We start from the raw sequence: 21,567 nt of genomic DNA, 5'->3' as shown, positions 1-21,567 counted from the left end.
TCAGGCGGAAATCGTGCTCCGCCGCGCGGCGCGTGCCGGCGGAGCGGCCCTTCTGGCCCGCTGCAATGCGAGCAGCGCGAGCAGCGCGAGCAGCGCGGACGCGGACCCGCCGCCGCCGGCGTCCAGGGCGCCGTGCGCGCACGAGAGCCAGCGCTCATCGAGAGGCCGGCGTGACGGCAACCGCTCCGCCGCGCCGGACGCCGTGGCCCACCAGGGCGCGGCGTACTCGCCAGCTTCAGCGGCGCGCCTCGCCTCCGTGGCGAGCCAGCTGCGATGGGCGATCAGCCCTCCGTAGATGGGGTCGGAGCAGCCAGACGGCCCGCGCGAGGTGACGCCGATGATCCGCCCCGCGACGTCGAGCGCCGGTCCGCCCGAGTCGCCGCTGCAGATGCCGCTCTCCCCGCGCCACTCGCTCCCCGTGACGCGCTCCTGCGTTCCGCACCCGTACCCGACGCACTCGACCCGGAGCCCATCGCGGCGCCTGCGGTCGCCGCCGTCGCGCGCTCTGCCCTCCGTGTCGCCGAAGCCCACCGCCGAGTAGACCTCGCCGTCCTCCGGCGGCCGGTCGAGGCGGGGCGCGAGGGGCGTGACCTCGCTGGCCCGGATCGGCGAGGAAAGCACGACGAGCGCGAGGTCGCGCCCGCACACCGCGTTGCCGTCGGGCGGGCTGAGCACCGCGCGCGCCGCGATCCACGGGTCGTCAGCCGTCCACAGGGCGCTGCCGAGGGTGGCAAAGACCTGCGAGGCGTCCACCGGCTCACCGAACGTCGCCGTCTTGCAGGCGATGAGCTTCGGGGCCTCCGCGATGCAGTGCTGCGCCGTGAGCACGAGGTCCGGCGCGATCAGCGTGCTCGAGCAGGTCCGCGCGACTCGCCCTCTCCGATCCGTGATGAGGAGGCCGGCGACCGCGCGGTCTCCAGCGTCAGGGTACCCTCCCTTGATCTCCAGCGCGCTCTCTGCCGTGTCCTCGTCGTCCAGACCCGGCGCCTCCGCGTCGCCCGCGCAGCCGGCCAGCGCGACGGCGGCGAGGAGGCCGCCTGCCCGGATGCGCCACGCGGCGGTGCTGTTCCGGCACACGGCCCTCCGCCGTTGCACGGCACCTGCCAGCCTGGGCTGTGCGCGCCGTGTTCCGCGAGCGAGGAGAGGATTGCTTCCGCGGAAGCCCGCGCGCTCACGGAGCAACGCCGCCGCGCTGTGGTGGGGCATGCGGGCAGCGCGCCGATCGGGATCAGGGCGCGGCGAGCGCCCGACCTCGGCGTCGCCGCGGAGCGAGGCGCTCCTCGAGGAGCAGGCGGTGGGAGGGCGCGTTCGCCGTGCTCCCGGAGGAACGCCCTCGCGCCGCCGGCCCGAGCATCCGCTCGGGACGTCGTCGCGGCGCGACCGCCGCGCGACGGCTGGATGTGGCCGGGCGGCGCCGGAGCGTCAGCCGACCACGATGTTCACGATCTTTCCCGCGACGTAGATGAACTTCTTGATCTGCTTGCCCGCGGCGAAGGTGGCGACGGCCTCCAGGCCGAGCGCGGCGGCGCGGGCCTCTTCCTCGGGCGCCGCCTTCGCCAGCATGACCCGGCCGCGGACCTTGCCGTTCACCTGCACGGGGATCTCCAGGATGTCATCGACGCAGAGCGCCTCGTCGTACGTGGGCCAGGGCTCGTAGCTGAGCGAGCGCTCGTGCCCCGTGAGCCGCCACAGCTCCTCGGCGAGGTGCGGCGCGAAGGGCGACACGAGGAGGATCAGCCGGAGGACCGCCTCGCGCGGCGGCGAGGGCAGCGAGCTCAGGTGGTTGACGAAGACCATCATCGCGGAGATCGCGGTGTTGAACGCCATCGCCTCGACGTCGCCGGTCACCTTCTTGATGGTCCGGTGGAGCTGCCGGCTCGTCGCGTCGTCGATCGCGTCCGAGAGCGGCCGCGTGCACGTCGCGAAGACGCGATCCCGGAACCGGACCACGCCCTGGATCTGCCCCGATTGCCAGGGCTTCACCGCCTCGAGCGGGCCCATGAACATCTCGTAGAGCCGCAGCACGTCGGCGCCGTAGGCGCGCACGATGTCGTCGGGGTTGATCACGTTGCCCCGGGACTTCGACATCTTCTCGTTGTCCTCGCCGAGGATCATCCCCTGGTGGACGAGCTTCATGAACGGCTCGGGGTGCTTCACGTGGCCGAGGTCGTAGAGCACCTTGTGCCAGAAGCGCGCGTAGAGGAGGTGCAGCACGCCGTGCTCCGCGCCGCCCACGTAGAGGTCGACGGGCATCCACGCGTCGTAGGAGGCCTCCGAGAACGGCTCGGCGTCGTTCTGCGGATCGAGGAAGCGCAGGTAGTACCAGCACGAGCCCGCCCACTGAGGCATCGTGTTCGTCTCGCGCGCGTACCACTTGCCGTCGCGCTGGAAGAAGCGCCAGTCCGCCGCGCGCGCCAGCGGGCCCGCCGGGTCGTCGCCGGGGCGGAAGTCGGCGAGCGGCGGCAGCTCGAGCGGCAGGCTGGCGTCGTCCACCGCGATCGGCTGGTCGTAGCGGATCGTGTGCGCGGCGCCCTTCCTCGGATCGCCCTGCGGGTCGGCGAGATCGACGGGGAAGTAGATGGGGATCGGCTCGCCCCAGTACCGCTGGCGCGAGAAGACCCAGTCGCGCAGCTTGTAGTTCACCTCGCGCCTGCCGCGGCCGAGCGCCTCGAGGCGGGCGATGACCGCGCGCTTGCACTCCTCCGTCTTGAGGCCGTCGAACTCGCCGCTCCGGACCGCGACGCCCGCGTCGACGTAGGCGGCCTCGAGCTGGTCGTGCAGGGCGCCGTCGGGGCTCACGACCTCGACGATCGGCAGCCCGTAGGTGCGGGCGAAGGAGAAATCGCGCTCGTCGTGCCCGGGCACCGCCATCACGGCGCCGGTGCCGTAGCCGCCGAGCACGTAGTCCGCGACCCAGATCGGCACCTCCGCGCCCGTGATCGGGTGGACGGCGACGAGGCCCGTGTCGACGCCGGTCTTCTCCTTCGCGGCCGCGGAGAGCCGCTCGCGATCGCTCTTGCTCGCCGCCGCGGCGACGTACGCGCGCACCGCCTCGCGGCGCTGCTCGGACGCGCCGCCCTCCGCGCTCATGAGCCAGGCCGTGAGCGGGTGCTCGGGCGCGAGCACGACGTAGGTGACGCCCATCAGCGTGTCGGGCCGGGTCGTGAACACGCTCAGCGAGCCCGCGCTCCACCCCTTGACCGCGAACGTGATGAGCGCTCCCTCCGAGCGGCCGATCCAGGAGCGCTGCATCGCCACCGTCCCCTCGGGCCAGTCGAGGAGGCGGAGATCCTCGGCCAGGCGATCGGCGTAGGCGGTGATGCGGAGCATCCACTGCCTGAGCGGCGTCCGGTAGACGGGGTGCGAGCCGCGCTCGCTCTTGCCGTCGATCACCTCCTCGTTCGCGAGGACGGTGCCGAGCGCGGGGCACCAGTTGACGCTCACCTCGTCCTGGTACGCGAGGCCCTTCTTGAAGAGCTGGAGGAAGATCCACTGCGTCCAGCGCACGTAGCGCGGATCGGTCGTGGCGAGCTCGCGCGACCAGTCGTAGCTGAAGCCCAGCATCTTGAGCTGGCGCTTGAAGGTCGCGATGTTCCGCGCCGTCGTGTCGGCCGGGTGCGTGCCGGTCTCGATGGCGTGCTGCTCCGCGGGCAGGCCGAAGGCGTCCCAGCCCATGACGTGCAGCACGTCGATCCCGCGCATGCGGAAGTAGCGGGACATGATGTCGGTCGCCGTGTACCCCTCGGGGTGTCCGACGTGCAGCCCCGACCCGGAGGGGTAGGGGAACATGTCGAGCACGTAACGCTTCTCGCGGGCGGCGTCGGCGCTGCGGACGGCGCGGAACGTCTCGCCCTCCTCCCACGCGCGCTGCCAGCGCGGCTCGACCTCGGCATGGTCGTAGCGCGCGGGCTCGCGCGGCTCGTTGGAGGAAGGTTCGTTGGAGGTGCGGGGGCCCATCGTCTCGGCGGCCATATCGCGACGAGCCATAGCACTGTGCTGCCGCGGTCGACAGCCGCCCGCGGCGACGGAGGCCCGCGTCCCCGCGGGAGCGCCGTCGCCCGTCCGCGGCGCGCGCCCCGGTCACGTCGAGAGTTCCGGGCAAGCGTGGACAGCGCCGCGGTGCGAGCTCTGCCGTCGATGCTCCCGCGCCCGCGGGGGCGCGGAGGCCGACAGCGCGCGCGCCATCTCGTGCTCTGGCGGCAGGCGCGTCGCGCGGCGCGTGCGTCGTCCATGCTCCCCGCGCGTCGCCGGCGGCCGCGCGAGCGCGCCTCGGCGGCGGGGCGAGCTCGCCGTGCAGCGGCCGCGCCCGAGGCGTTGGCTTCGCTGCCGCTTTGTCCGCGACGGGCGGCGCTGGGTGTGGCGCTGCGCGAGGCGTGTCCTGGCACCGCGGAGCCGCGCGCGCGGGGCGACGCGTCAGAAGGATGGCCGGACACCGAGGGTTGGAGGTAGATTGAAATCGCTGTTCCGCTTCAGTGTGAGGCGGAGGGGCCGCGTGGGCGGCTCCTCCGGGGCGCGCGGATGACCGACAAACACGTTCCATGGGGATCTCCGGAGAGTGAGATGGCGGCGCAGCCAGGCCGACCGATCCCGTCTGCGCATGGAGCGGGGATCCCTTTCCGGCCGCTGCCCGTGCCGCCGTTGATGGCCCCCGGGGCCCTGCGCCCGCTCTCCGCGCAGTACGCGCTGAGCCCTCACGTTCAGCAGCAAAGCTCGCCCGCGGTCGCCGGCCCGGCTCCATCCGCACCCGGCTTCGCTGGGCTGACCCCGACCGGTACGCCGTATCCAGGGCCAGGGCCGTCAGCGCCGGCGTACTCGGGAGCGCCGTCAGCGCCGGCGTTCCCGGGAGCCGCGCCGCCAGCGCCGGCGTACCCGGGAGCAACGCCGCCTGCGCCGGCGTACCCGGGAGCAACGCCGCCTGCGCCGGCATTCGCGGCCCCTGCTCCAGCAGCTGGGCCAGCGTTCCCCGCGCAAACCCAGCCGCCCACGGCGAACGTCTCGGCGCGCGGAGGGACCCTTCCGCCCGGCCTCGTCTCGCAGCAGGACGTGCTGTCGGCCAGCGGCGTCTTTTCTCCGAGCGCGCTCCCGTTCGTCCCGGCGGCGCCGCAGTCGGATCCCGTGCCCCCGAGCCAGATGTCCTTCCTTCCGGCGCCGACGACGGAACGGATGGGAACGAACGCTGCGCAGCCGCCCCCTCCAGCAGCGCCGCCGGGGTTCGGCGTTCCGGGGTTCGGCCCCGCCGGCGGGCCTCCTGTGTCCGAGCCGGCGCGCTCGCCCATGCCGTCGCTGCACGCCGGCGTGCCGGCGCCGGCCGGGCCGCCGTCCGCCGCGGCGCCTGCGTCCACCGTCGGCGCAGCTCCCAGCGCGGCGGCGCCCGGCGCGCCCCAGGGAGCCGGCGGGTGGGATGGCGCAGCGGCGTCCGGCGCACCCCAGGGAGCCGGCGGGTGGGACGGCGCGGCGGCGCCCGGCGTGCCCCAGGGAGCCGGCGGGTGGGACGGCGCGGCGGCGCCCGCCGAGAGCCCGTGGGCGACAACGTCGGCGCGGCTGGAGATGCCCGTGCTCCCGTCGACCTTCGTGCAGGAACGCGCGGAGCCGCAGAAGCCCGCCGCCGTCACCCCGCCGCGGCGGGAGGGCGGCAGGACCCTGATCATCGTGCTCAGCGTCATCCTGGCGGTCGCCCTCCTGGCGCTCGTCGGGATCACGCTCTGGCAGAGCATGCGCGGGGGAGGGCCCATCTCGATCGACTACACAGAGCCGCCTCCGACGACCGCCGAGACCGCGTCCGCGCCGGCCGCGAGCGCGCCGGAGGCCCCCAGCGCGACCGCCGTGCCCCGCCCCGTCGCGCGCCCGCGGCCGAAGAGCGACGACATCTACGACGAGGTCGATAAGGAAAAGTCTCGGCGCTGAGGGGGCACGGCGCCGCGCCGGCGGCGCGCGGGGCAGGCGATTCGTTGGCCCTGCGCCCCGTTCCATGCTGGTGATCGGCCGCCATGGCGACGCCCATCCCGCAGAACCTCGCCCCCTTCTCCCTCGACGAGCTGGCGCGCGCGACCGGCGGGCGCGTGCTGAGGACCGGGCCGGCCGCGCGGGGCATCTCGACCGATAGCCGCACGATCGCGCCCGGCGCGGCGTTCGTCGCGCTCACCGGCGAGAGCTTCGACGGCCACCGGTTCCTCGACGCGGCCGCGCAGCGCGGGGCGGCCGCGTTCGTCGTGTCCCGCGAGGTGGCCCTGCCGCCCGCAGGCGGCGTGGTGCTCGTGGAGGACGGGCTCGCGGCGCTCGGGGCGCTGGCTCGGGCGCACCGCGAGCGATGGCGAAGGGGCGCCCACCCGGAGGGGCGGCGCGCGCTCATCGCGATCGGCGGCTCCGCCGGCAAGACGACGACGACGCGGACCACCGCGGCGCTGCTCGCGGGCGCGGGCCGCGGCGACGTGCACGCGACCGCGGGCAACCTCAACAACGCCATCGGCCTGCCGATGACGCTGCTCGGGCTCGAGGAGCGCCATCGCTTCGCCGTCGTCGAGATCGGCACGAACCAGCGCGGCGAGGTCGCGGCCCTCGCGCGGATCGCCGGGCCCGACCTCGCCGTGCTGACCTCCATCGGCATCGAGCACACCGAGGGGCTCGGCACGCTGGACGACGTCGCCGCGGAGGAAGGCGATCTGCTCGCCGCCCTGCCGGCCGAGGGGGTCGCCCTCGGCAACGGGGACGACGCGAAGGTGGTCGAGCAGCTCGCCCGAGCCGGCTCCGCGCGGCGGATCACCTACGGCTCCGGCGAGCGCGCGCAGATCCGGATCGCGGGGCGCCGGCCGGTCGGGGTCCGCGGCACGTCGGTGCGGCTCGACCGGGGCGGCGAGGCGCTGGAGCTCGTCGTCCCGCTGCTCGGAGAGGCGGGCGCGCTGGCCGCGGCGGCCGCGGTCGCCGTGGTGGAAGAGGCGCTCGGCGAGCGGCTCTCGACGGAGCGGGCGGCCCAGGCCGCCGCGGGGCTCGCGCCGCCGGGGGACGGGCGCCTGTCGGTCCGCGAGCTGCCGGACGGCACCGTGGTGATCGACGACAGCTACAACGCCAACCCGCTGTCCATGCGGTCGTCGCTCAGGACGGCCGCCGAGCTGGCCGGCGCGCTCGGGAAGCGGCTGGTCCTGCTGCTCGGCGAGATGCGCGAGCTCGGCGCGCTCGCCGCGGCGGAGCACGACGCGCTCGGCGCGGAGGTCGGGAGCATGCGCCCCGCCGCGCTGATCGCCGTCGGCGGCGAGGCGTCGCGGATCGCGCGCGCCGCCGAGGCGGCCGGCGTGCGGGCGTGGTTCGCCGGCGACGCGAGCGCCGCCGCGGATCGCGCGCTGGAGACCGTCGAGCGCGGCGATCTGGTGCTCGTGAAGGGCTCGCGCGGGATCAGGATGGAGCGGATCGTGGAAGCGCTCGCCGGGCGCGGCGCGGGCGCCGGCAGCTCGCCCGCGCGGTGAACGCGCGCAGCGCGCGCCGCCGTCACGCGCCGAGCGCGGCCCGCACCTCGGCGACGGACTGGCTGAGCAGCTGCTTCGCCTCCTCGTTGCTGCAGAAGGAGCGCGAGATCATCCGATCGACGTAGAGCGTGCCGCGGAGGTGATCGACCTCGTGCTGGAGGATCCGGGCGGGCCAGCCGGTCGCTTCCCAGCGGACCTCCCTGCCGTCCTCGTCCACGCCGCTCACCTCGACCGAGAGATCGCGCTCGACCAGCGCCATGTAACCCGGGACGCTGAGGCAGCCCTCGAAGAACGTCGCGCGCCCGGCGCCGGCCGCGCTCGAGAGCGGCGGCGCGATGACCTTCAGCGTCGGGTTGATGATCACCCTGAGCGGAACGGGCACGCGGCCGCGCTCGGCGCGCTGGCCCGGCGTGAGGCGGGACATCAGCTCCTCGCTGTCCTCGAGCACGATGACCTGCTGGCCGACGCCGATCTGCGGCGCCGCGAGCCCCACGCCGGGCGCCTTGCGCATCACGGAGACCATCGTCGAGACGAGCTGCTTGAGCTGCTTCGTCCCGATCTCTTCGGGCGCGACGGGCGCGGCGGGCTTCCGCAGGACGGCTCGGCCTGCGAGGACGATCGGGGGGAGATCCATGCCGCCGGGATGAATCGGCGCGAGGGCGGGCGCAAGGGCCGCCGGCCCGGGATCGCGGTCCGCGTGGATGTCCTCGCGGCGAGGCGGGGGTGAGGGTAGAGGAGCGGCGCCGAGCTCCGCCCGGCCCCGCCATGGCAGCGCCCCCTCCGTCATCGCCGGCTCCCGCGCGCGCCCCGCGCCGGCCGCTCCGCCTCGCCGTCGCGCTCGCGCTCGCGGCGCTGACGCTCGCCGCCTTCGCCGCCGTGACGCTGCGGCTGCAGCTCGAGCCGAACGTCGCCTCGCTCCTGCCCGAGCGCGGGGACGCCGCGGCGCTGCGCCGGTACGTGCGCGGGTTCGGCGGCGGCGACCTCGGCGTCGTGATGGTCAAGGGGGACGACCCCGACGAGAACGCCGCCGTGGCCGCGGAGATCGCGCGGGCCATGTCGGCGCGCCCGACCGTGCAGCGCGCCGCCGACCGCATCGAGGTCGCGCGCGCGCTCGACCCGTGGCTCGCATTCCGGCACGCGGACGCGCGCGTACGAGAGCGGCTCGCCGCCGCGCTCTCGCCCGAGGGCATGCGGGAGCGCCTCGCGGAGACGCGCGCCATGCTGCTCGCGCCGGGCGGCGGCGCCGCGGCCGAGGCGATCGCGGCCGACCCGCTGCGGCTCTCGCAGCTCGTCTTCGAGTCCGCGGACATCGGATCCGGAGTGCGCACGCAGGCGGACGGCGCCTTCGCCACGGACGACGGCAAGGTGCACCTCGTCCTCGTGCAGCCGGCCGGGCAGGCGCTCCGCGGCGCCGACGCGCGCGCCTTCGTCGCGGACGCGAACGCCGTGCTCGGCGCCGTCCGCGCGGCGCACCCGAAGATCACGCTCGGGCTCACCGGCGGCCACGCCATCGCCGCGGCCACCGAGGAGATGCTCACGCGCGACCTCGCCGTCTCGGGGTCGCTCTCGATGCTGCTCGCCTCCGTCGTGTTCGCGCTGCTCTTCCGCCGCCTGCGCGCGCTCGCCGCGGTGATGCCGCCGCTGGTGCTCGGCACGGTCTGGACCGCGGGGCTCGCGACGGCGCTCCCGGGCGGCCTCAGCGCGATCGCGGTCGCCTTCATGTCGGTGGTCGTCGGCGTCGGCGTCGACACCGGCGTCCACGTCTACGCCGCGCTGCTCGAGGCGCGGCGCGAGGGCCTCGATCCCGAGGCGGCGGGGCGCGCCGCGAGGGCGCGGACGTCGCGCGCGGTGCTCGTCGCCGCGGTGACCGCGGCGGCGGCCTTCGGGGCCCTCGCGCTGTCGGACATCAACGCGCTCCGGCAGCTCGGGCTCCTGTGCGCCGCGGGCGAGGTGCTCACGGCGGTCGCGATCGTCGTCGTGACGCCCGCCATCGGCGCGTGGCTCGAGCGCGGGGCCCCGCCGCCCGACGCGCCGGCGCGCTGGCCCGATGGCCTCTACCGGCTCACCCGCACGCGGGGCCGCGCGCTCGCCGTCGCCGCGCTCGCGGCGCTCCCCGTCGCGGCCGTCGCCCTCGGCGCGGCGCCGCCGCTCGCCGAGGCCATCGTCGCGATCAGGCCCGCCGAGCTCGAGCCCCTCAAGGTGCAGCAGGCGATCTTCGACGCGTTCGGCGGGCGGCGCGGGCAGTGGGTGGTGCTCCTCGCGGACGGCGAGCAGGAGCGCGCCCGCGCGCGCGCCGACCGGATCGCGGAGCGCCTCGCCGCGATGAAGGCCGACGTGGAGGCCGTCGACGCGCTCACCGCGCTCGCGCCCGCCGCCTCGACCCAGGCCGAGCGGTTCGCCGCGCGCGACGCGCTCGACCTGCCCGGCAAGGCCGACGAGCTCGCGCGGGCGCTCCGCGACACGGGCTTCGCCCCCGAGCGCTTCTCGGCGGTGCTCGACGGGATGCGCGCCCCGCCGCGGCAAGAGGTGGCGCTGTCCGATCTCGAGCGCGGCCCCGCGTCCATCCTGCTCTCGCGCTACCTCGGGGCGGAAGGGGGCGACGCGCTCGTCGCGCTGTACGTGCGGCCCCGCGAGGCCGGCTCGGTCGAGCGGATCGAGCGCGCGATCCGGGAGGAGGACCCGCGGGCCATGCTCACCGGCTACACCCGGCTCGAGGCGTCGCTCCGCGAGACGCTCGCGCACGACATGCCGCGGATCGCGCTCGTCGCGGGCGCGCTCGTGCTGCTGGCGCTCTCGGCCTCGCTCCGCAGCGCGCGCGACATCGCGCTGGCCGCGCTCGTCGTCGCCACGGAGATCTGCCTCGTCCTCCTGCTGGTCCGGGCGCTCGGCATCCCCTTGCACGCGTACGACGCGCTCGTCATCCCGGTGCTGCTCGGGATCACGGTGGACGAGGGCATGTTCTTGCTCCACCGCGCCCGGGGCATCGAGGCCGCGGGCGGCGGCGACGCGGTGATCCGCGAGACGCTGCGCCACGAGGGCCCGGCCATCGCGGCGACCGCGCTGACCACGGCCGCGGGCTTCTCCGCGCTCGCGTTCTGCAGGTTCGACGGCCTCCGCGATCTCGGCCGCGTCGGGGCGCTCGGCAGCGCCGTGGGCCTCGTCGTCGCGCTCCTCGTGGTGCCGGCGGGGCTGCGGCTCTGGCCCCGGGCCCACCGACGCGCTTAACATCACCGCGTTGTCGCCCCGGCGCCTCCTCCTGCTCGCTCTCCTCGCGCTCGCGCGCCCTGCCGCGGCGCAGCCGTCGCCTGCGCCCGCGGCCGCTCCGCCGCGCCCGGCTGCGCCGGCTCCGCGGCCGCCACGCCCCGCCGTCGCCCGCGCCGTCGACGCGCTCGCGCGCTCGCTCGAGCCCGTGGCCGGCCGCGCGCTCGTCGCCGCCGCGCCGCTGGTCTCCGACGCGCCGGCGCCCCGCGGCGCGCAGCTCGCGGCCGCGCTCGCGGCCCAGCTCGCCGGCAAGCTCGGCGCCGCCGCGCGCGCCCAGAAGGACCCGATCCCGCTGCCGCTCGCGCGCGAGGCCGCGCGCGACGACGGGGCGCTCGTCCACCTCGCCGTCGAGATCGCGGCGGGGCGGCTGCGCGTCACCGCCGACGTGTACCCGGTGCCGCGCACCGTCTGGGCGCGCATCCGCGATCCCGAGCCGGGGCCCATCGCCCACGGCTACGCCGAGGTGCCCATCGACGCGGAGATCCGCAGCTTCCTCGCGCCCATCCCGCTCGTCGCCGCCCGCGTCGATCGCGCGAAGAACTTCGAGGGTGACGTGGTCGCGCTCGCGTGCGGCGATCTCGACGCCGACGGCTCGCTCGAGATCCTCAGCGTGAGCCGCCGCCGCGTGACGACCCTCCGCCTGCGCGGCGGCCGGGTGGTGCCGCTCTCGTCGCGCTCCTGGCCGGACGTCGTCGGGGTGCACCCGTCGCCGCTCCGCGAGCCGCTCGCGTTCGCGACGCTCGTCGAGCGCGAGCTGGACGGCGAGCCCTTGCCGCCGTACGCCGACGTGGGGCTCACCGATCGCGCGCGCAGCGTCCGCTTCGACGGCAAGCTCCAGGCGCTCGCCGAGCTCCCCGGGCTCGCGGTCCCGGACGCGGGCGGCTCCGCGTGCACGACGACGTGGGGGCCGCTGCTCACCGGCCCGCTCGGGCCGTGCGCCTCGGCCGATCCGCCGCCGGTGACCCCGGCGCTGGCCGGCCGGTACGACGCGCTCGCGTCGGCGCGGCTCCTGTCCGCGCGGGGTGAGCCGTTCACTGTCTGGGCGACGCGCGAGCGCGGCGCCGTCGAGCTCCGGGACAGCGCGGGCCGCCGCAGGCCCGTGGGCAGCGCCGGGGCGCAGCTCGCGATCGGCGATCTCGATCAGGATGGACAGCCCGAGCTGCTCGCCAGCCTCGACGTGCTGGATCCGCTCGAGGACGCGGTCGTCGTCTGGTCGTGGCGGCGCCGCGAGGGCGCCCCGGACCGCGCGGCGCTCGAGGAGATCCTGCGCCTGCCGGCGCCGGCGGGGGTGCGCGCCCTCGCGGTCTGTCCGCCCGACGGGGCCGGGCGCGCCCCCTTCGCGGTCGCGACGGCCGACGAGATCTGGGTGGTGCGGTGAGCCGGGCGCTCGCGCGCCGCGCCTTCCTCGGCGGCGCCGGCGCGCTGCTCGGCGCCGCCGTCCTCCCCGGCCGCGCCCGCGCCATGGGGCGCACGCCGCTCGGCGGTCGCGTCTCGATGCACCTCCCGTGGCCGACGAGCTCGCTCGATCCGCACGAGCTGAGCGACCCGGCCGCCGCCCTGTTCGCGCCGGCGATCGCCGACAGCCTCTACGGGACCGACGCGTCCGGGAACCCGTACCCGACGCTGGCGTCCGCGCTGCCGTCCCGCGACGGCGACGCCGCGGTCGTGCGCCTGCGCGAGGGGCTGCGCACCGCGCGCCTCGTCAAGCTCGACGGCCGCGACATCGTGAGCTCCGTCGAGCGCGCGCGGGCCCGCGGCGCGGCCGCCGCCCTCGCCGAGGTCCCGAGGCCCGAGCGGCACCCGAAGGATCCGCTCGCCGCCGTGTTCCCGCGCGCGGACCCGGGCCGCGTCGCCCGCGCGCTCGCGTCGCCCCTCGTCGCGCTCCTGCCGCGCAGCTTCGATCCCGCGGCGCCGGACGGCACCGGCGCGTTCCGGGCCGACCTCGGCCCGCGGCAGATCACGCTGACGCGCAACGACGTCGCCGCGCGCGGCGCCGCGTTCCTCGACGCGATCGACGTGATCCGCTCCGAGGACCTGACGACCTCGCTCCGCGCGTTCGAGACCGAGCGCGACGACCTCGGCTGGCTCGGCGCCGGGCTGCACACGAACCGCCGCGGCGCCGTCCGGTTCGACCTGGGCGTCGCCGGGTGGATCGTGCTCACCACGAGCCCCGACGCCGGGCTCTTCGGCCAGCCCGGGGTCGCGCAGCGGCTCGTCGACGCGCTGCCCCCCGAGCGCCTCGCACACCTCGGCCTGGTCGGCCTCCCGAAGGCGCACGGCGATCCCGCGTGGGGCGGCCCCCCGGCGGAGCTGCTCGTGGACGAGTCGGCCGCGCACCTCGTCGAGGTCGCCGAGGCGGTCGCGCCGATCCTCTCGCGGCCGGGGCACGAGGTCACGGCAGAGCCCGTACCCCGGGCGGAGCTCGGGCGCCGCCGCGCCCGCGGCACGGCGACGCTCGCGATCGAGCTCGTACGCCCGCTCGGCCCGGGGCCCCTCAACGCGTTGCTCGCGCTCGCGACCGTCGACAGCCGCAGCCGCGCCCTCGACCTCGCCCGTCACCCGCCGCGGCTCGCGCCCGGCGCCGCGCCGCGCTCGCTCACCGCGACGCTCCGCCTCGGCGTGATCGCCGAGGTCCGGATCGCGGGCGGCGTGATGCCGGACATCGCGCTCGCCCGCGCCGCGACCGGCGAGGGGTGGGATCTCGGCGCCACGTTCCGCCGTTCGGCCAGGCGCTGACGCGGCCCGGCGCACCGCGAGGCGGAAACCGGCGCGGGGAGCCTCGCGGCGGCAGGCGCGACCGTGGGGCAGGCGTTCGGGACGTCTGGGCGGCCGGCGCGACGATGGAGGCTGCTTCGAGCGCTTGCGCCGAGGGGACATTTGGTTACTATCGGCTGGTCACGAACGTCACTGGCACTCGACACGACGCTTCTCTTCTCGGGGATCGCGGATTGATCGCGGACTGGACGACGCAACGTGTGGCGCATCGGGGGCTCCTCCCCAGCGCCGCCCTCCCTCGATCCCCCACGGCTCCATCGGGACGGCAGGGCATTGTTGGGCACCGAAGCTGCCATCTCGCAGAGCCGTGAAGTGAATCAGTGTCATGGGTACTCGCCTCTACGTTGGTAATCTCCCCTTCTCCGCCACCAAGGCCTCCGTGCAGGCTGCATTCGCCGCGACGGGCGGCGAGGTGACGGACGTGCACATCGTGACCGACCGCGAGAGCGGGCAGTCGCGTGGTTTCGGGTTCGTCACGATGGGCACGCCTGAGCAGGCCCAGCAGGCGATCGAGCAGATGAACGGCGCCATGATGGACGGCCGTCCGCTTCGCGTGAACGAGGCGGAGGAGCGGGTCCAGCGCGGCGGCGGTGGTGGCGGCGGCGGTTACGGCGGCGGCGGCGGCGGCGGTTACGGCGGCGGCGGCGGCGGCGGTGGTCGCGGCGGCGGCGGCGGTTACGGCGGCGGCGGCGGTGGTCGCGGCGGCGGCGGCGGTGGTCGCGGCGGCCGTGGCGGTCGCGGCGGCGGCGACCGGTACTAGGTTCGAGCCAGGTCGACGTTGAGTGCGGCGGCGCCTCTTCCCGGGGCGCCGCCGTCTTCGTTTGTGCGCTGCCGCTCGGCGGCGGCCAGTCCCCTCAGCTCCCGGCGCGCGGTCCCTGGTGCTCGGCCGAGGCCTCCGCCTCGTCCACCGTCACCGCGGCGCCGGCTGCCGCGGTGTGGCGGAGCGCCACCTTCGCGACCGCCATCGCGATCAGCGCCGAGGCCAGCTTGCCCCTGCGTCGCGGGAGCGTCAGAGACCGTCACGCTGGGCGCCCCTCGCGCTCCGGCCGCCGCAGCACGCCGCCGATGCCACCTGTCCTTCCTTTGCAGCTCAAACCATCTCCCCGGGCGATCTCGCTCTACTACTTCGGCATCTTCGCCGTCCTCGGCGTGTACCTGCCGCTCTTCCCGAGCTGGCTACAGGCGCGCGAGGTCCGCGGCCTCGCGATGGGGGTGATCGCGGCGACGCTCCCGGCGATGGGCCTCGTCGCTCCCCCGGTGTTCGGCTTCATCGCCGACGCGCTCGGCGTGCGGGTGTGGCTGATCCGCGCGGCCTGCGCCGGCGCCCTCGTCGTGTTCGCGCTGCTCGCGCTCTCGTCGGCGCTGGGCGTCGCGCTCGGCTTCGGCGGTCTCTTCCTCGCGGCGCTCGCGTTCGCGTTCTTCCGCGCGCCGATGTTCATGATGGCCGACGTCGTCGCGATGGACGCGTCGATGAGCTCCGGGATCGCCTACGGCAGGCTCAGGCTGTGGGGATCGATCAGCTTCGCGCTGATGGCGATCGCCGGCGGGGCGCTCGTCGATCCGGCGCGTCCGGGGGCGTTCCCCGCCGCGATGACCGCCGCGCTGCTGGCCGCGTTCACCGTCTCGTGGCTGCTGCCGGCGCGCGGCGAGGCGCCCTTCCGGCGGCCCGGCCATCCGCGCGGCGAGGCCGCGGCGCAGGCGCCCGACGCCGGGAGCTCGGTGCAGCAGCGCGCTCGCGCCCTCCTCCAGAGCCGCGACTTCCGCCTGTTCCTCGCGGCGTCGTTCCTGGCCCAGAGCGCGAACTCTTCCTACGACCTCTGCTACACGCTGCACCTCCGCGACACCGGCTTCCCCGAGTCGCTGGTGGGGGTCGCTTGGGCCGTCGGGGTCGCCGGCGAGATCGCGCTCATGGCGTTCTCTGGCCCCCTGCTCCAGCGGTTCGCGCCGCCCACGCTGCTCGCGTTCGCCTTCGCCGGCGCCGCGCTCCGGTGGGCGCTGCTCTCCAGCGTGCGCTGGTGGCCCGCCTTGCTCGCCATCCAGCCGCTCCACGCCGTCTCGTTCGCGATGATGTGGGTCGCCTCGATCGCTTACACACGAGATCGCGCCCCGCCTCAGATCCTCGCCACCGCGCAGGGGCTCTTCTCGGCCAGCGCCGGGGCGGGATCCGTCATCGGGATGCTCGCCTGGGGCGAGCTCTACAAGCGCGGGGGCGGCTCGCTCACGTTCGGCGTCGCCTCGATCGCGGCATCGATAGCATTCGTCCTGGCTGTGACCTTCGCGCGGTCGACGCGGCGTTCAATGCCAGGGAGCTCAGTTTTTTCTGCCAGCTCTCAGTACCAGGAGTAACGTCAACTTTTCCGCAGCACGCGTAGGCGCGCGCGGGCATTACCTGAACGAGGCGAGCATGTGCGGGATCGTCGGATACGTTGGGTCAAAGAAGGCGGCGCCGATCATCGTCGAAGGGCTGCGCAAGCTGGAGTATCGGGGCTACGACTCGGCCGGCATTGCCATTCATGACGGCAAGGGCATCGAGATCGTCCGGACGCTGGGCAAGCTGGTCAAGCTCAGCGAGGCGCTCGAGAAGAGGACCCTCGACGGCACCACCGGCATCGGCCACACGCGGTGGGCGACGCACGGCCGCCCCAGCGAGGTGAACGCCCATCCGCACTCCGCGGGGCCCGTGGCCGTCGTTCACAACGGCATCATCGAGAACCACGTTGCCATCCGCCAGCAGCTGGAGAGCCAGGGGGTCAAGTTCCTCTCCGACACGGACACCGAGATCGTCGCTCACCTCGTCCACCGCGAGCTCCAGAAGGGCGCGAAGTCGCTCTTCGAGGCGGTGCGCGGGTCGCTCCGCCAGGTCCACGGCGCCTACGCGATCGCGGTCGTCTCGCGGGACGAGCCCGGCGTCATCGTCGCCGCCCGGTACGGCTCGCCGCTCGTCGTCGGCACCGGCGAGAACGAGATGCTGTGCGGCAGCGACATCCCCGCGCTGCTCTCGCACACCCGCGACATGATCTTCCTCGAGGACGGCGACATCGCCGAGCTCCGCGCGACCGGCGTCCGCATCGAGACCGTGGCCGGCAGCGACAAGGTCGAGCGGCGCGTGAAGCGCATCGACTGGAGCCCCGTCCAGGCGGAGCGCGGCGGCTACAAGCACTTCATGCTGAAGGAGATCCACGAGCAGCCCGACGTCGTCGAGGCGACCCTGCGCGGCAGGATCGATCTCGCCGCCGGCGACGTGCACGCGACCGAGATGGGCGTGACGCCCGAGTTCTCGAGGGAGCTGCGCCGGGTCTACATCGTCGCCTGCGGCACGAGCCACCACGCCGGGATCGCCGGGCGCTACTGGATCGAGCAGCTCGCCCGCGTGCCCACGGTGGTCGAGCTCGCGAGCGAGGTCCGCTACCGCGAGCCGATCTTCTTCCCCGACGACCTCGTGATCGCCATCAGCCAGTCGGGCGAGACCGCCGACACGATCGCGGCCCTCAAGGCGGCGAAGGCGCAGGGCGCCAAGGTGCTGGCGCTCTGCAACGTGCTCGACAGCGCGATCCCGCGCCTCTCCGACGGCGCGCTCTACACGCACGCGGGCCCCGAGATCGGCGTCGCCTCGACCAAGGCGTTCACCACGCAGCTCGCCGCGCTGCTCCTGCTGGCGGTCTACCTCGGCCGCCGCCGCGACTCGCTGTCGGCGGATCGCGGGCGCGAGATCCTCCAGGCCCTCTGGGAGATCCCGAGCCACATGCGCGAGGTGCTCGGCGACGCCGACTACGTGCACGCGATCGCGAAGCGCCTCGTCCACGCGAAGGACGTCCTCTTCCTCGGGCGCGGCCTCGGCTTCCCCATCGCGCTCGAGGGCGCGCTCAAGCTCAAGGAGATCTCGTACGCCCACGCGGAGGGCTACGCGGCCGGCGAGATGAAGCACGGGCCGATCGCCCTCATCGACGAGGCCCTCCCCGTGATCGTCGTCTGCCCGCGCGACGCGCACTACGACAAGACCTTCTCCAACCTGCAGGAGGTCCGGGCGCGCGAGGGGCAGGTCGTCGCGATCGCCACGAAGGGCGACGAGTCGATCCTGGAGATCGCCCAGCACCACGTCTGGATCCCCAAGGTGCCGGACGAGGTGGGGCCGCTGCTCACCGTGCTCCCGCTCCAGCTCATCGCCTATTACGTCGCCAACCTGAAGGGCAACGACGTCGACCAGCCGCGCAACCTCGCGAAGACCGTCACGGTCGAGTAGCGGCGCCTCTCGCCAGGAGGGCTGCTCCGACACGGCGAGCGGGCCGTCGGCCCTCGGCCCTCGGCCCTCCTGGCCCGCGCGGCGCCCCCGCGGCCTTCGCGGGCGGCCCGCGCGCCGGTCCAGGCCGCGGCTATGCTGCGCGCATGCGCATCCCCGGCAGAACGGAGCGGCGGGTCGTCGCGGCCATCCTCGTGACCGCGCTGATCCCGCTGGTCGCGAGCATCGTCGTCGCCAGGACGGTGATCGCGCGGGTGTCGGCGACGGCGTTCCAGCCCGAGTTCGGCGTCCACCTCGACGGGGCGCTCGGCGTGTACGCCGAGCTGGCCGCCGCCCTCAAGCAGGGCATGCGCTTCGAGGCCGAGGCGATCGCCGCGGCGGACCCGCTGCGCCAGAGCGCCTTCGCCGGCGACGAGCCGCGCCTCGGGGCCGAGCTCGCGCGCCTCGTCGCGGCCCACCCGGCGCTGGTCTCCCTCCGCGTCGAGCGGTGCGGGGGCGAGCTCGTCGGCGCGCGGGAGCGCGGCCGCCCGGTCGACCCGGCGCACGAGAAGACGCTCACGGTGCGCAAGCCGATCGAGCGCGCCGCGGGCTCGCCCGGCGAGCCCGCGCTCGAGGACGCCGCGTGCGACGGCGACGCGAGGACGCTCGTCGCGACGTTCGCCGCGCCGAGCGCCCGCTTCGACGAGCTCCAGGAGGCGCAGGCGTTCGCGCAGGCATACCGCGCGATCGAGCGGGAGCACCGGAAGGAGTACCTCGACGAGAGCTACGGTGACGCCTTCGCCGCGCTGCTCGGCGCGACGATCGTCCTCGCCGTCCTCGCCGGCGTGCTCGTGGCGCGCCCGGTGGTCGACCGCATCGCGCGCCTCGCCGCCGCGACGCGGCCCGTCGCGGAGGGCGATCTCTCGGTGCGCGTGGCGCTCCAGGGCGACGACGAGGTCGCCGATCTCGGCCGCGCCTTCGATCGCATGCTCGAGGAGCTCCAGGGCAGCCGCGCGCGGATCGAGTTCCTGAAGCGCATGGGCGAGTGGCAGAAGATGGCGCGGCACCTCGCGCACGAGATCAAGAACCCGCTGACGCCCATCCAGCTCGCGGTCGAGGAGTGCCACCGCCGGTATGCGGGCAGCGACCCGGCCTACCAGCGCCTGCTCCAGACGACGCTCGAGGTCGTCGAGGAGGAGGTCGGCACGCTGCGCCGGCTCGTCGGCGAGTTCTCGAGTTTCGCGCGGCTGCCGCAGGCCGAGCTCGAGCCCTCGGACCTGGCGGAGTTCCTGCGCGAGCAGGGCGAGCGCTTCGCGGCGGTCGAGGAGGCGGGGCGAGAGCACGCCTCGGACGAGGCGCTGTTCGGGCGCGTCGATCTCGAGTTCGACGTGCCGGACGTCCCGATGCCGGCCGCGCTCGATCGCGAGATGCTCCGCCGCGCGCTCGGCAACATCGTGCGCAACGCGGCGCAGGCGCTGCGCGACGCGCAGCGGACGGCGCCCGGCGGCGGCGCAGCGGCGCGCCCTGGCGCCGCCGTCTGGGGCAAGGTCCGCGTGTCGGCGCGGAGCGAGGGGCAGAGCTACCTCATCGCGGTCGACGACGACGGCCCGGGCATCGATCCCGCGGTGCGCGACTCGGTGTTCGATCCCTACGTCACGACGCGGTACGACGGCACCGGGCTCGGCCTGAGCATCGTGAAGAAGATCGTCGTCGACCACGGCGGCACCATCGACGTGCTCGAGTCGCCGCTCGGCGGCGCGCGCTTCGTCATCCGGCTGCCGCGCGCGGGCACGCCGGCGGCGCGCGCCGCGCTCAGGGCCGAGCGCGAGGGCGAACCGCGCGCGTCGGGGGAGCCGGGCAGCCCGGCGACCCGCGGGAGCGAGCTCTTCTCCGAGGGCGATCGCGAGGCGACCCCGGAGGGCGCCGGCCTGCCGGCGAGGGGCTCCGGCGGCGAAAGCGCACCTCCAGATCGCCGATGGTCAGGAGATGCTTGACCGGCCGGCCTCACTTTGCCATGTTCGCCCGCGGAGAGGTGACCGAGAGGCCGAAGGTGCCTGATTCGAAATCAGGTGTACCCGCAAGGGTACCGCGGGTTCGAATCCCGCTCTCTCCGCTACGCTTGGCTGCTTGCCCCAGTTGAACCAGGTGGGCTCTGACCGCCCGCTCCCTCGCGAGCGGCGTGGGTACGGCAGAAGCGAGGCGCGCGTCGAAGAAGTATCGGGAGAGGTGACCGAGTGGTCGAAGGTGCACGACTGGAAATCGTGTGTACGGCAACGTACCGCGGGTTCGAATCCCGCCCTCTCCGCTGGACCGAGCAGTCGGTCGATTCCTGATCGTGAGCTCCTCGGGAAGGAGCCCGCAGGACTTCCTCTCCTGATGAGGCCGCCAGGCAGTGGCCTCCAACGGGAGTCGAGCCTCGGCCTCCTCGGCCGAGGCTGAGGGCGCCCCGAACGGCGGTGACACCGCGCAGGACGCGGGGGGACGCACCGGGGGCGGGATCGCGCTCTGCACGGCAAGGCCCGATGATCCGATCAAAAGCGGGCAAACACGGCTAGCAGGCGCAGAAGAAGCCCCGGAGGGCCGGGCTCGCCAGGCGGACAGAGCGGCGCAGAACGAGCAGAGCAGCAGAACGAAACAAGGGCCAGGTCGCGGACCGGCATGCTTGACCACCCCCCTCGGGGAGACGATGGTCCATCAGAAACCAGAGACGCTTGACAGGCGGAGGGCCGCCTTGTAGAAGTTGCGCCCCTTTTTGGCAGGCGCCCTTCCGGAGTTTTTCGCCCAATGAATCCTCAGCCCAAGTCCTTTTCCGCCAAGCCTGCGGAGGCCCGCAACGAGCGTACGTGGTGGGTGATCGACGCGGAAGGCAAGCCCCTCGGCCGCCTTGCCAGCCGCATCGCCATGGTGCTGCGCGGCAAGACGAAGCCCACGTTCACGCCGCACGTCGACACCGGCGACTTCGTGATCGTCGTGAACGCCAAGAAGGTCCTTCTGACGGGTCGCAAGCTCCAGCAGAAGAACTACGTGCGGCACAGCGGCGAGCCGGGCGGCTTCCGTTCCGAGCCGTACGGTCACCTGCTCGAGCGCAAGCCGGAGCTCCCCATCCAGAAGGCCGTGAAGGGCATGCTCCCGAAGAACGTGCTCGGGCGCGAGCTCCTCACCAAGCTCAAGGTCTACGCCGGTCCCGATCACCCCCACGCGGCGCAGAAGCCGCAGCCCCTTAGCTACAGCTGAGCAAAGCCATGACGGAAACGAGAACGTACGCCACTGGTAAGCGTAAGACCGCGGTCGCGCGCGTCTTCCTCTCGCCGGGCACCGGCACCATCAAGGTGAACAAGCGTCCCGCCGACGAGTACTTCGTCCGCGAGACCTCGCGCATGGTGATGCGGCAGTCGCTGGAGCTGCTGGAGCTGCTCGAGCAGTTCGACGTCAACGCGACGGTGGTCGGTGGCGGCCACAGCGCGCAGGCCGAGGCGATGCGTCACGGCATCGCGCGCGCCCTCTGCGAGCTCGATCCCGAGCGCAGGTCGTCGCTGAAGCGCGCTGGCTTCCTCACGCGCGACGCGCGCAAGAAGGAGCGCAAGAAGTACGGCCAGCCCGGCGCCCGCAAGCGCTTCCAGTACTCGAAGCGCTAGCAGGTCGCGGCTTCTGCCCTCGGGGCGGACGCCATGGCAAGGACACCGAGGACGCGAGGGCAGAATCCCTCGGCGTCCTCGGTGCTTTTTGTTCGCCGGCCGCCCTCGACGAGCCCGAGGACGCGCGGGCGTGACGCCCGGAATGCCCGATGTTCTGTTCATCGGCCGTTCGCGACGAGGCTGGGGGACGCGAAGAGGTCATCCCCCGGCTTTCGCGCGCCAG

14 protein-coding genes and 2 tRNA genes are annotated in these 21,567 nt (G+C 74.5%); 13 read left to right on the top strand and 3 right to left on the bottom strand.

Going from position 1 to position 21,567, the window contains the following annotated elements:
• Complete coding sequence (locus tag WME85_RS44415) at positions 1 to 1,095, bottom strand: trypsin-like serine protease (protein WP_437830287.1); 1,095 nt, start codon at positions 1,093 to 1,095, stop codon at positions 1 to 3.
• 327 nt (positions 1,096 to 1,422) lie between these two features.
• A complete protein-coding gene (gene leuS / locus WME85_RS44410; protein WP_437830286.1) occupies positions 1,423 to 3,987 on the bottom strand; it encodes a leucine--tRNA ligase in 2,565 nt (854 codons plus the stop codon).
• A 1,176-nt stretch (positions 3,988 to 5,163) separates the two neighbouring features.
• Between leuS and WME85_RS44405 the strand changes: the two genes are divergently transcribed.
• Together WME85_RS44405 and WME85_RS44400 are read left to right on the top strand one after the other, a co-directional pair.
• The gene (locus WME85_RS44405; protein WP_437830284.1) at positions 5,164 to 5,904 is read left to right on the top strand and encodes a hypothetical protein; all 741 of its coding nucleotides are present in this window, start codon (positions 5,164 to 5,166) and stop codon (positions 5,902 to 5,904) included.
• An 83-nt stretch (positions 5,905 to 5,987) separates the two neighbouring features.
• Complete coding sequence (locus WME85_RS44400; RefSeq protein WP_437830283.1) at positions 5,988 to 7,457, top strand: UDP-N-acetylmuramoyl-tripeptide--D-alanyl-D-alanine ligase; 1,470 nt, start codon at positions 5,988 to 5,990, stop codon at positions 7,455 to 7,457.
• A gap of 22 nt (positions 7,458 to 7,479) precedes the next feature.
• Here WME85_RS44400 and WME85_RS44395 read toward each other — a convergent pair whose 3' ends face one another.
• A complete protein-coding gene (locus WME85_RS44395) occupies positions 7,480 to 8,091 on the bottom strand; it encodes a peptide deformylase (RefSeq protein WP_437830282.1) in 612 nt (203 codons plus the stop codon).
• A gap of 131 nt (positions 8,092 to 8,222) precedes the next feature.
• On the opposite strand from WME85_RS44395, the gene WME85_RS44390 reads away from it, so the two are divergent.
• From WME85_RS44390 to rpsI, 11 genes are all read left to right on the top strand, one after another.
• Entirely contained in the window at positions 8,223 to 10,682 is a 2,460-nt protein-coding gene (locus WME85_RS44390) for an MMPL family transporter (protein WP_437830280.1), read from the top strand.
• A 10-nt stretch (positions 10,683 to 10,692) separates the two neighbouring features.
• Entirely contained in the window at positions 10,693 to 12,096 is a 1,404-nt protein-coding gene (locus tag WME85_RS44385) for a hypothetical protein (protein WP_437830279.1), read from the top strand.
• The gene (locus WME85_RS44380; RefSeq protein WP_437830278.1) at positions 12,093 to 13,454 is read left to right on the top strand and encodes a hypothetical protein; all 1,362 of its coding nucleotides are present in this window, start codon (positions 12,093 to 12,095) and stop codon (positions 13,452 to 13,454) included. The genes WME85_RS44385 and WME85_RS44380 overlap by 4 nt, the downstream gene beginning before the upstream one ends.
• A gap of 364 nt (positions 13,455 to 13,818) precedes the next feature.
• Positions 13,819 to 14,253, top strand: a complete 435-nt coding sequence (locus tag WME85_RS44375; protein ID WP_437305120.1) for an RNA recognition motif domain-containing protein — start codon at positions 13,819 to 13,821, stop codon at positions 14,251 to 14,253.
• A 323-nt stretch (positions 14,254 to 14,576) separates the two neighbouring features.
• Complete coding sequence (locus WME85_RS44370; RefSeq protein WP_437830276.1) at positions 14,577 to 15,839, top strand: MFS transporter; 1,263 nt, start codon at positions 14,577 to 14,579, stop codon at positions 15,837 to 15,839.
• A gap of 58 nt (positions 15,840 to 15,897) precedes the next feature.
• Entirely contained in the window at positions 15,898 to 17,733 is a 1,836-nt protein-coding gene (gene glmS, locus WME85_RS44365) for a glutamine--fructose-6-phosphate transaminase (isomerizing) (protein WP_437830275.1), read from the top strand.
• Positions 17,734 to 17,876: 143 nt separating this feature from the next.
• The gene (locus WME85_RS44360; protein ID WP_437830274.1) at positions 17,877 to 19,703 is read left to right on the top strand and encodes a sensor histidine kinase; all 1,827 of its coding nucleotides are present in this window, start codon (positions 17,877 to 17,879) and stop codon (positions 19,701 to 19,703) included.
• Positions 19,704 to 19,735: 32 nt separating this feature from the next.
• A tRNA-Ser gene (locus tag WME85_RS44355) sits at positions 19,736 to 19,822 on the top strand.
• Positions 19,823 to 19,929: 107 nt separating this feature from the next.
• A tRNA-Ser gene (locus tag WME85_RS44350) sits at positions 19,930 to 20,014 on the top strand.
• Between the two features lie 479 nt (positions 20,015 to 20,493).
• On the top strand, positions 20,494 to 20,943 hold the full coding sequence (gene rplM / locus WME85_RS44345; protein WP_436620473.1) for a 50S ribosomal protein L13: 450 nt from the start codon (positions 20,494 to 20,496) through the stop codon (positions 20,941 to 20,943).
• Between the two features lie 8 nt (positions 20,944 to 20,951).
• Positions 20,952 to 21,344 (top strand): 30S ribosomal protein S9, encoded by a 393-nt coding sequence (gene rpsI / locus WME85_RS44340; protein ID WP_436620474.1) that lies wholly within the window; start codon positions 20,952 to 20,954, stop codon positions 21,342 to 21,344.
• The last annotated feature ends 223 nt before the right edge of the window (positions 21,345 to 21,567 follow it).

The organism is Sorangium sp. So ce1153 (assembly GCF_051521595.1).
In the GTDB taxonomy this organism is placed as follows: Bacteria; Myxococcota_A; Polyangia; order Polyangiales; family Polyangiaceae; genus Sorangium.
This window is presented reverse-complemented; position numbering and strand designations above follow the sequence as displayed.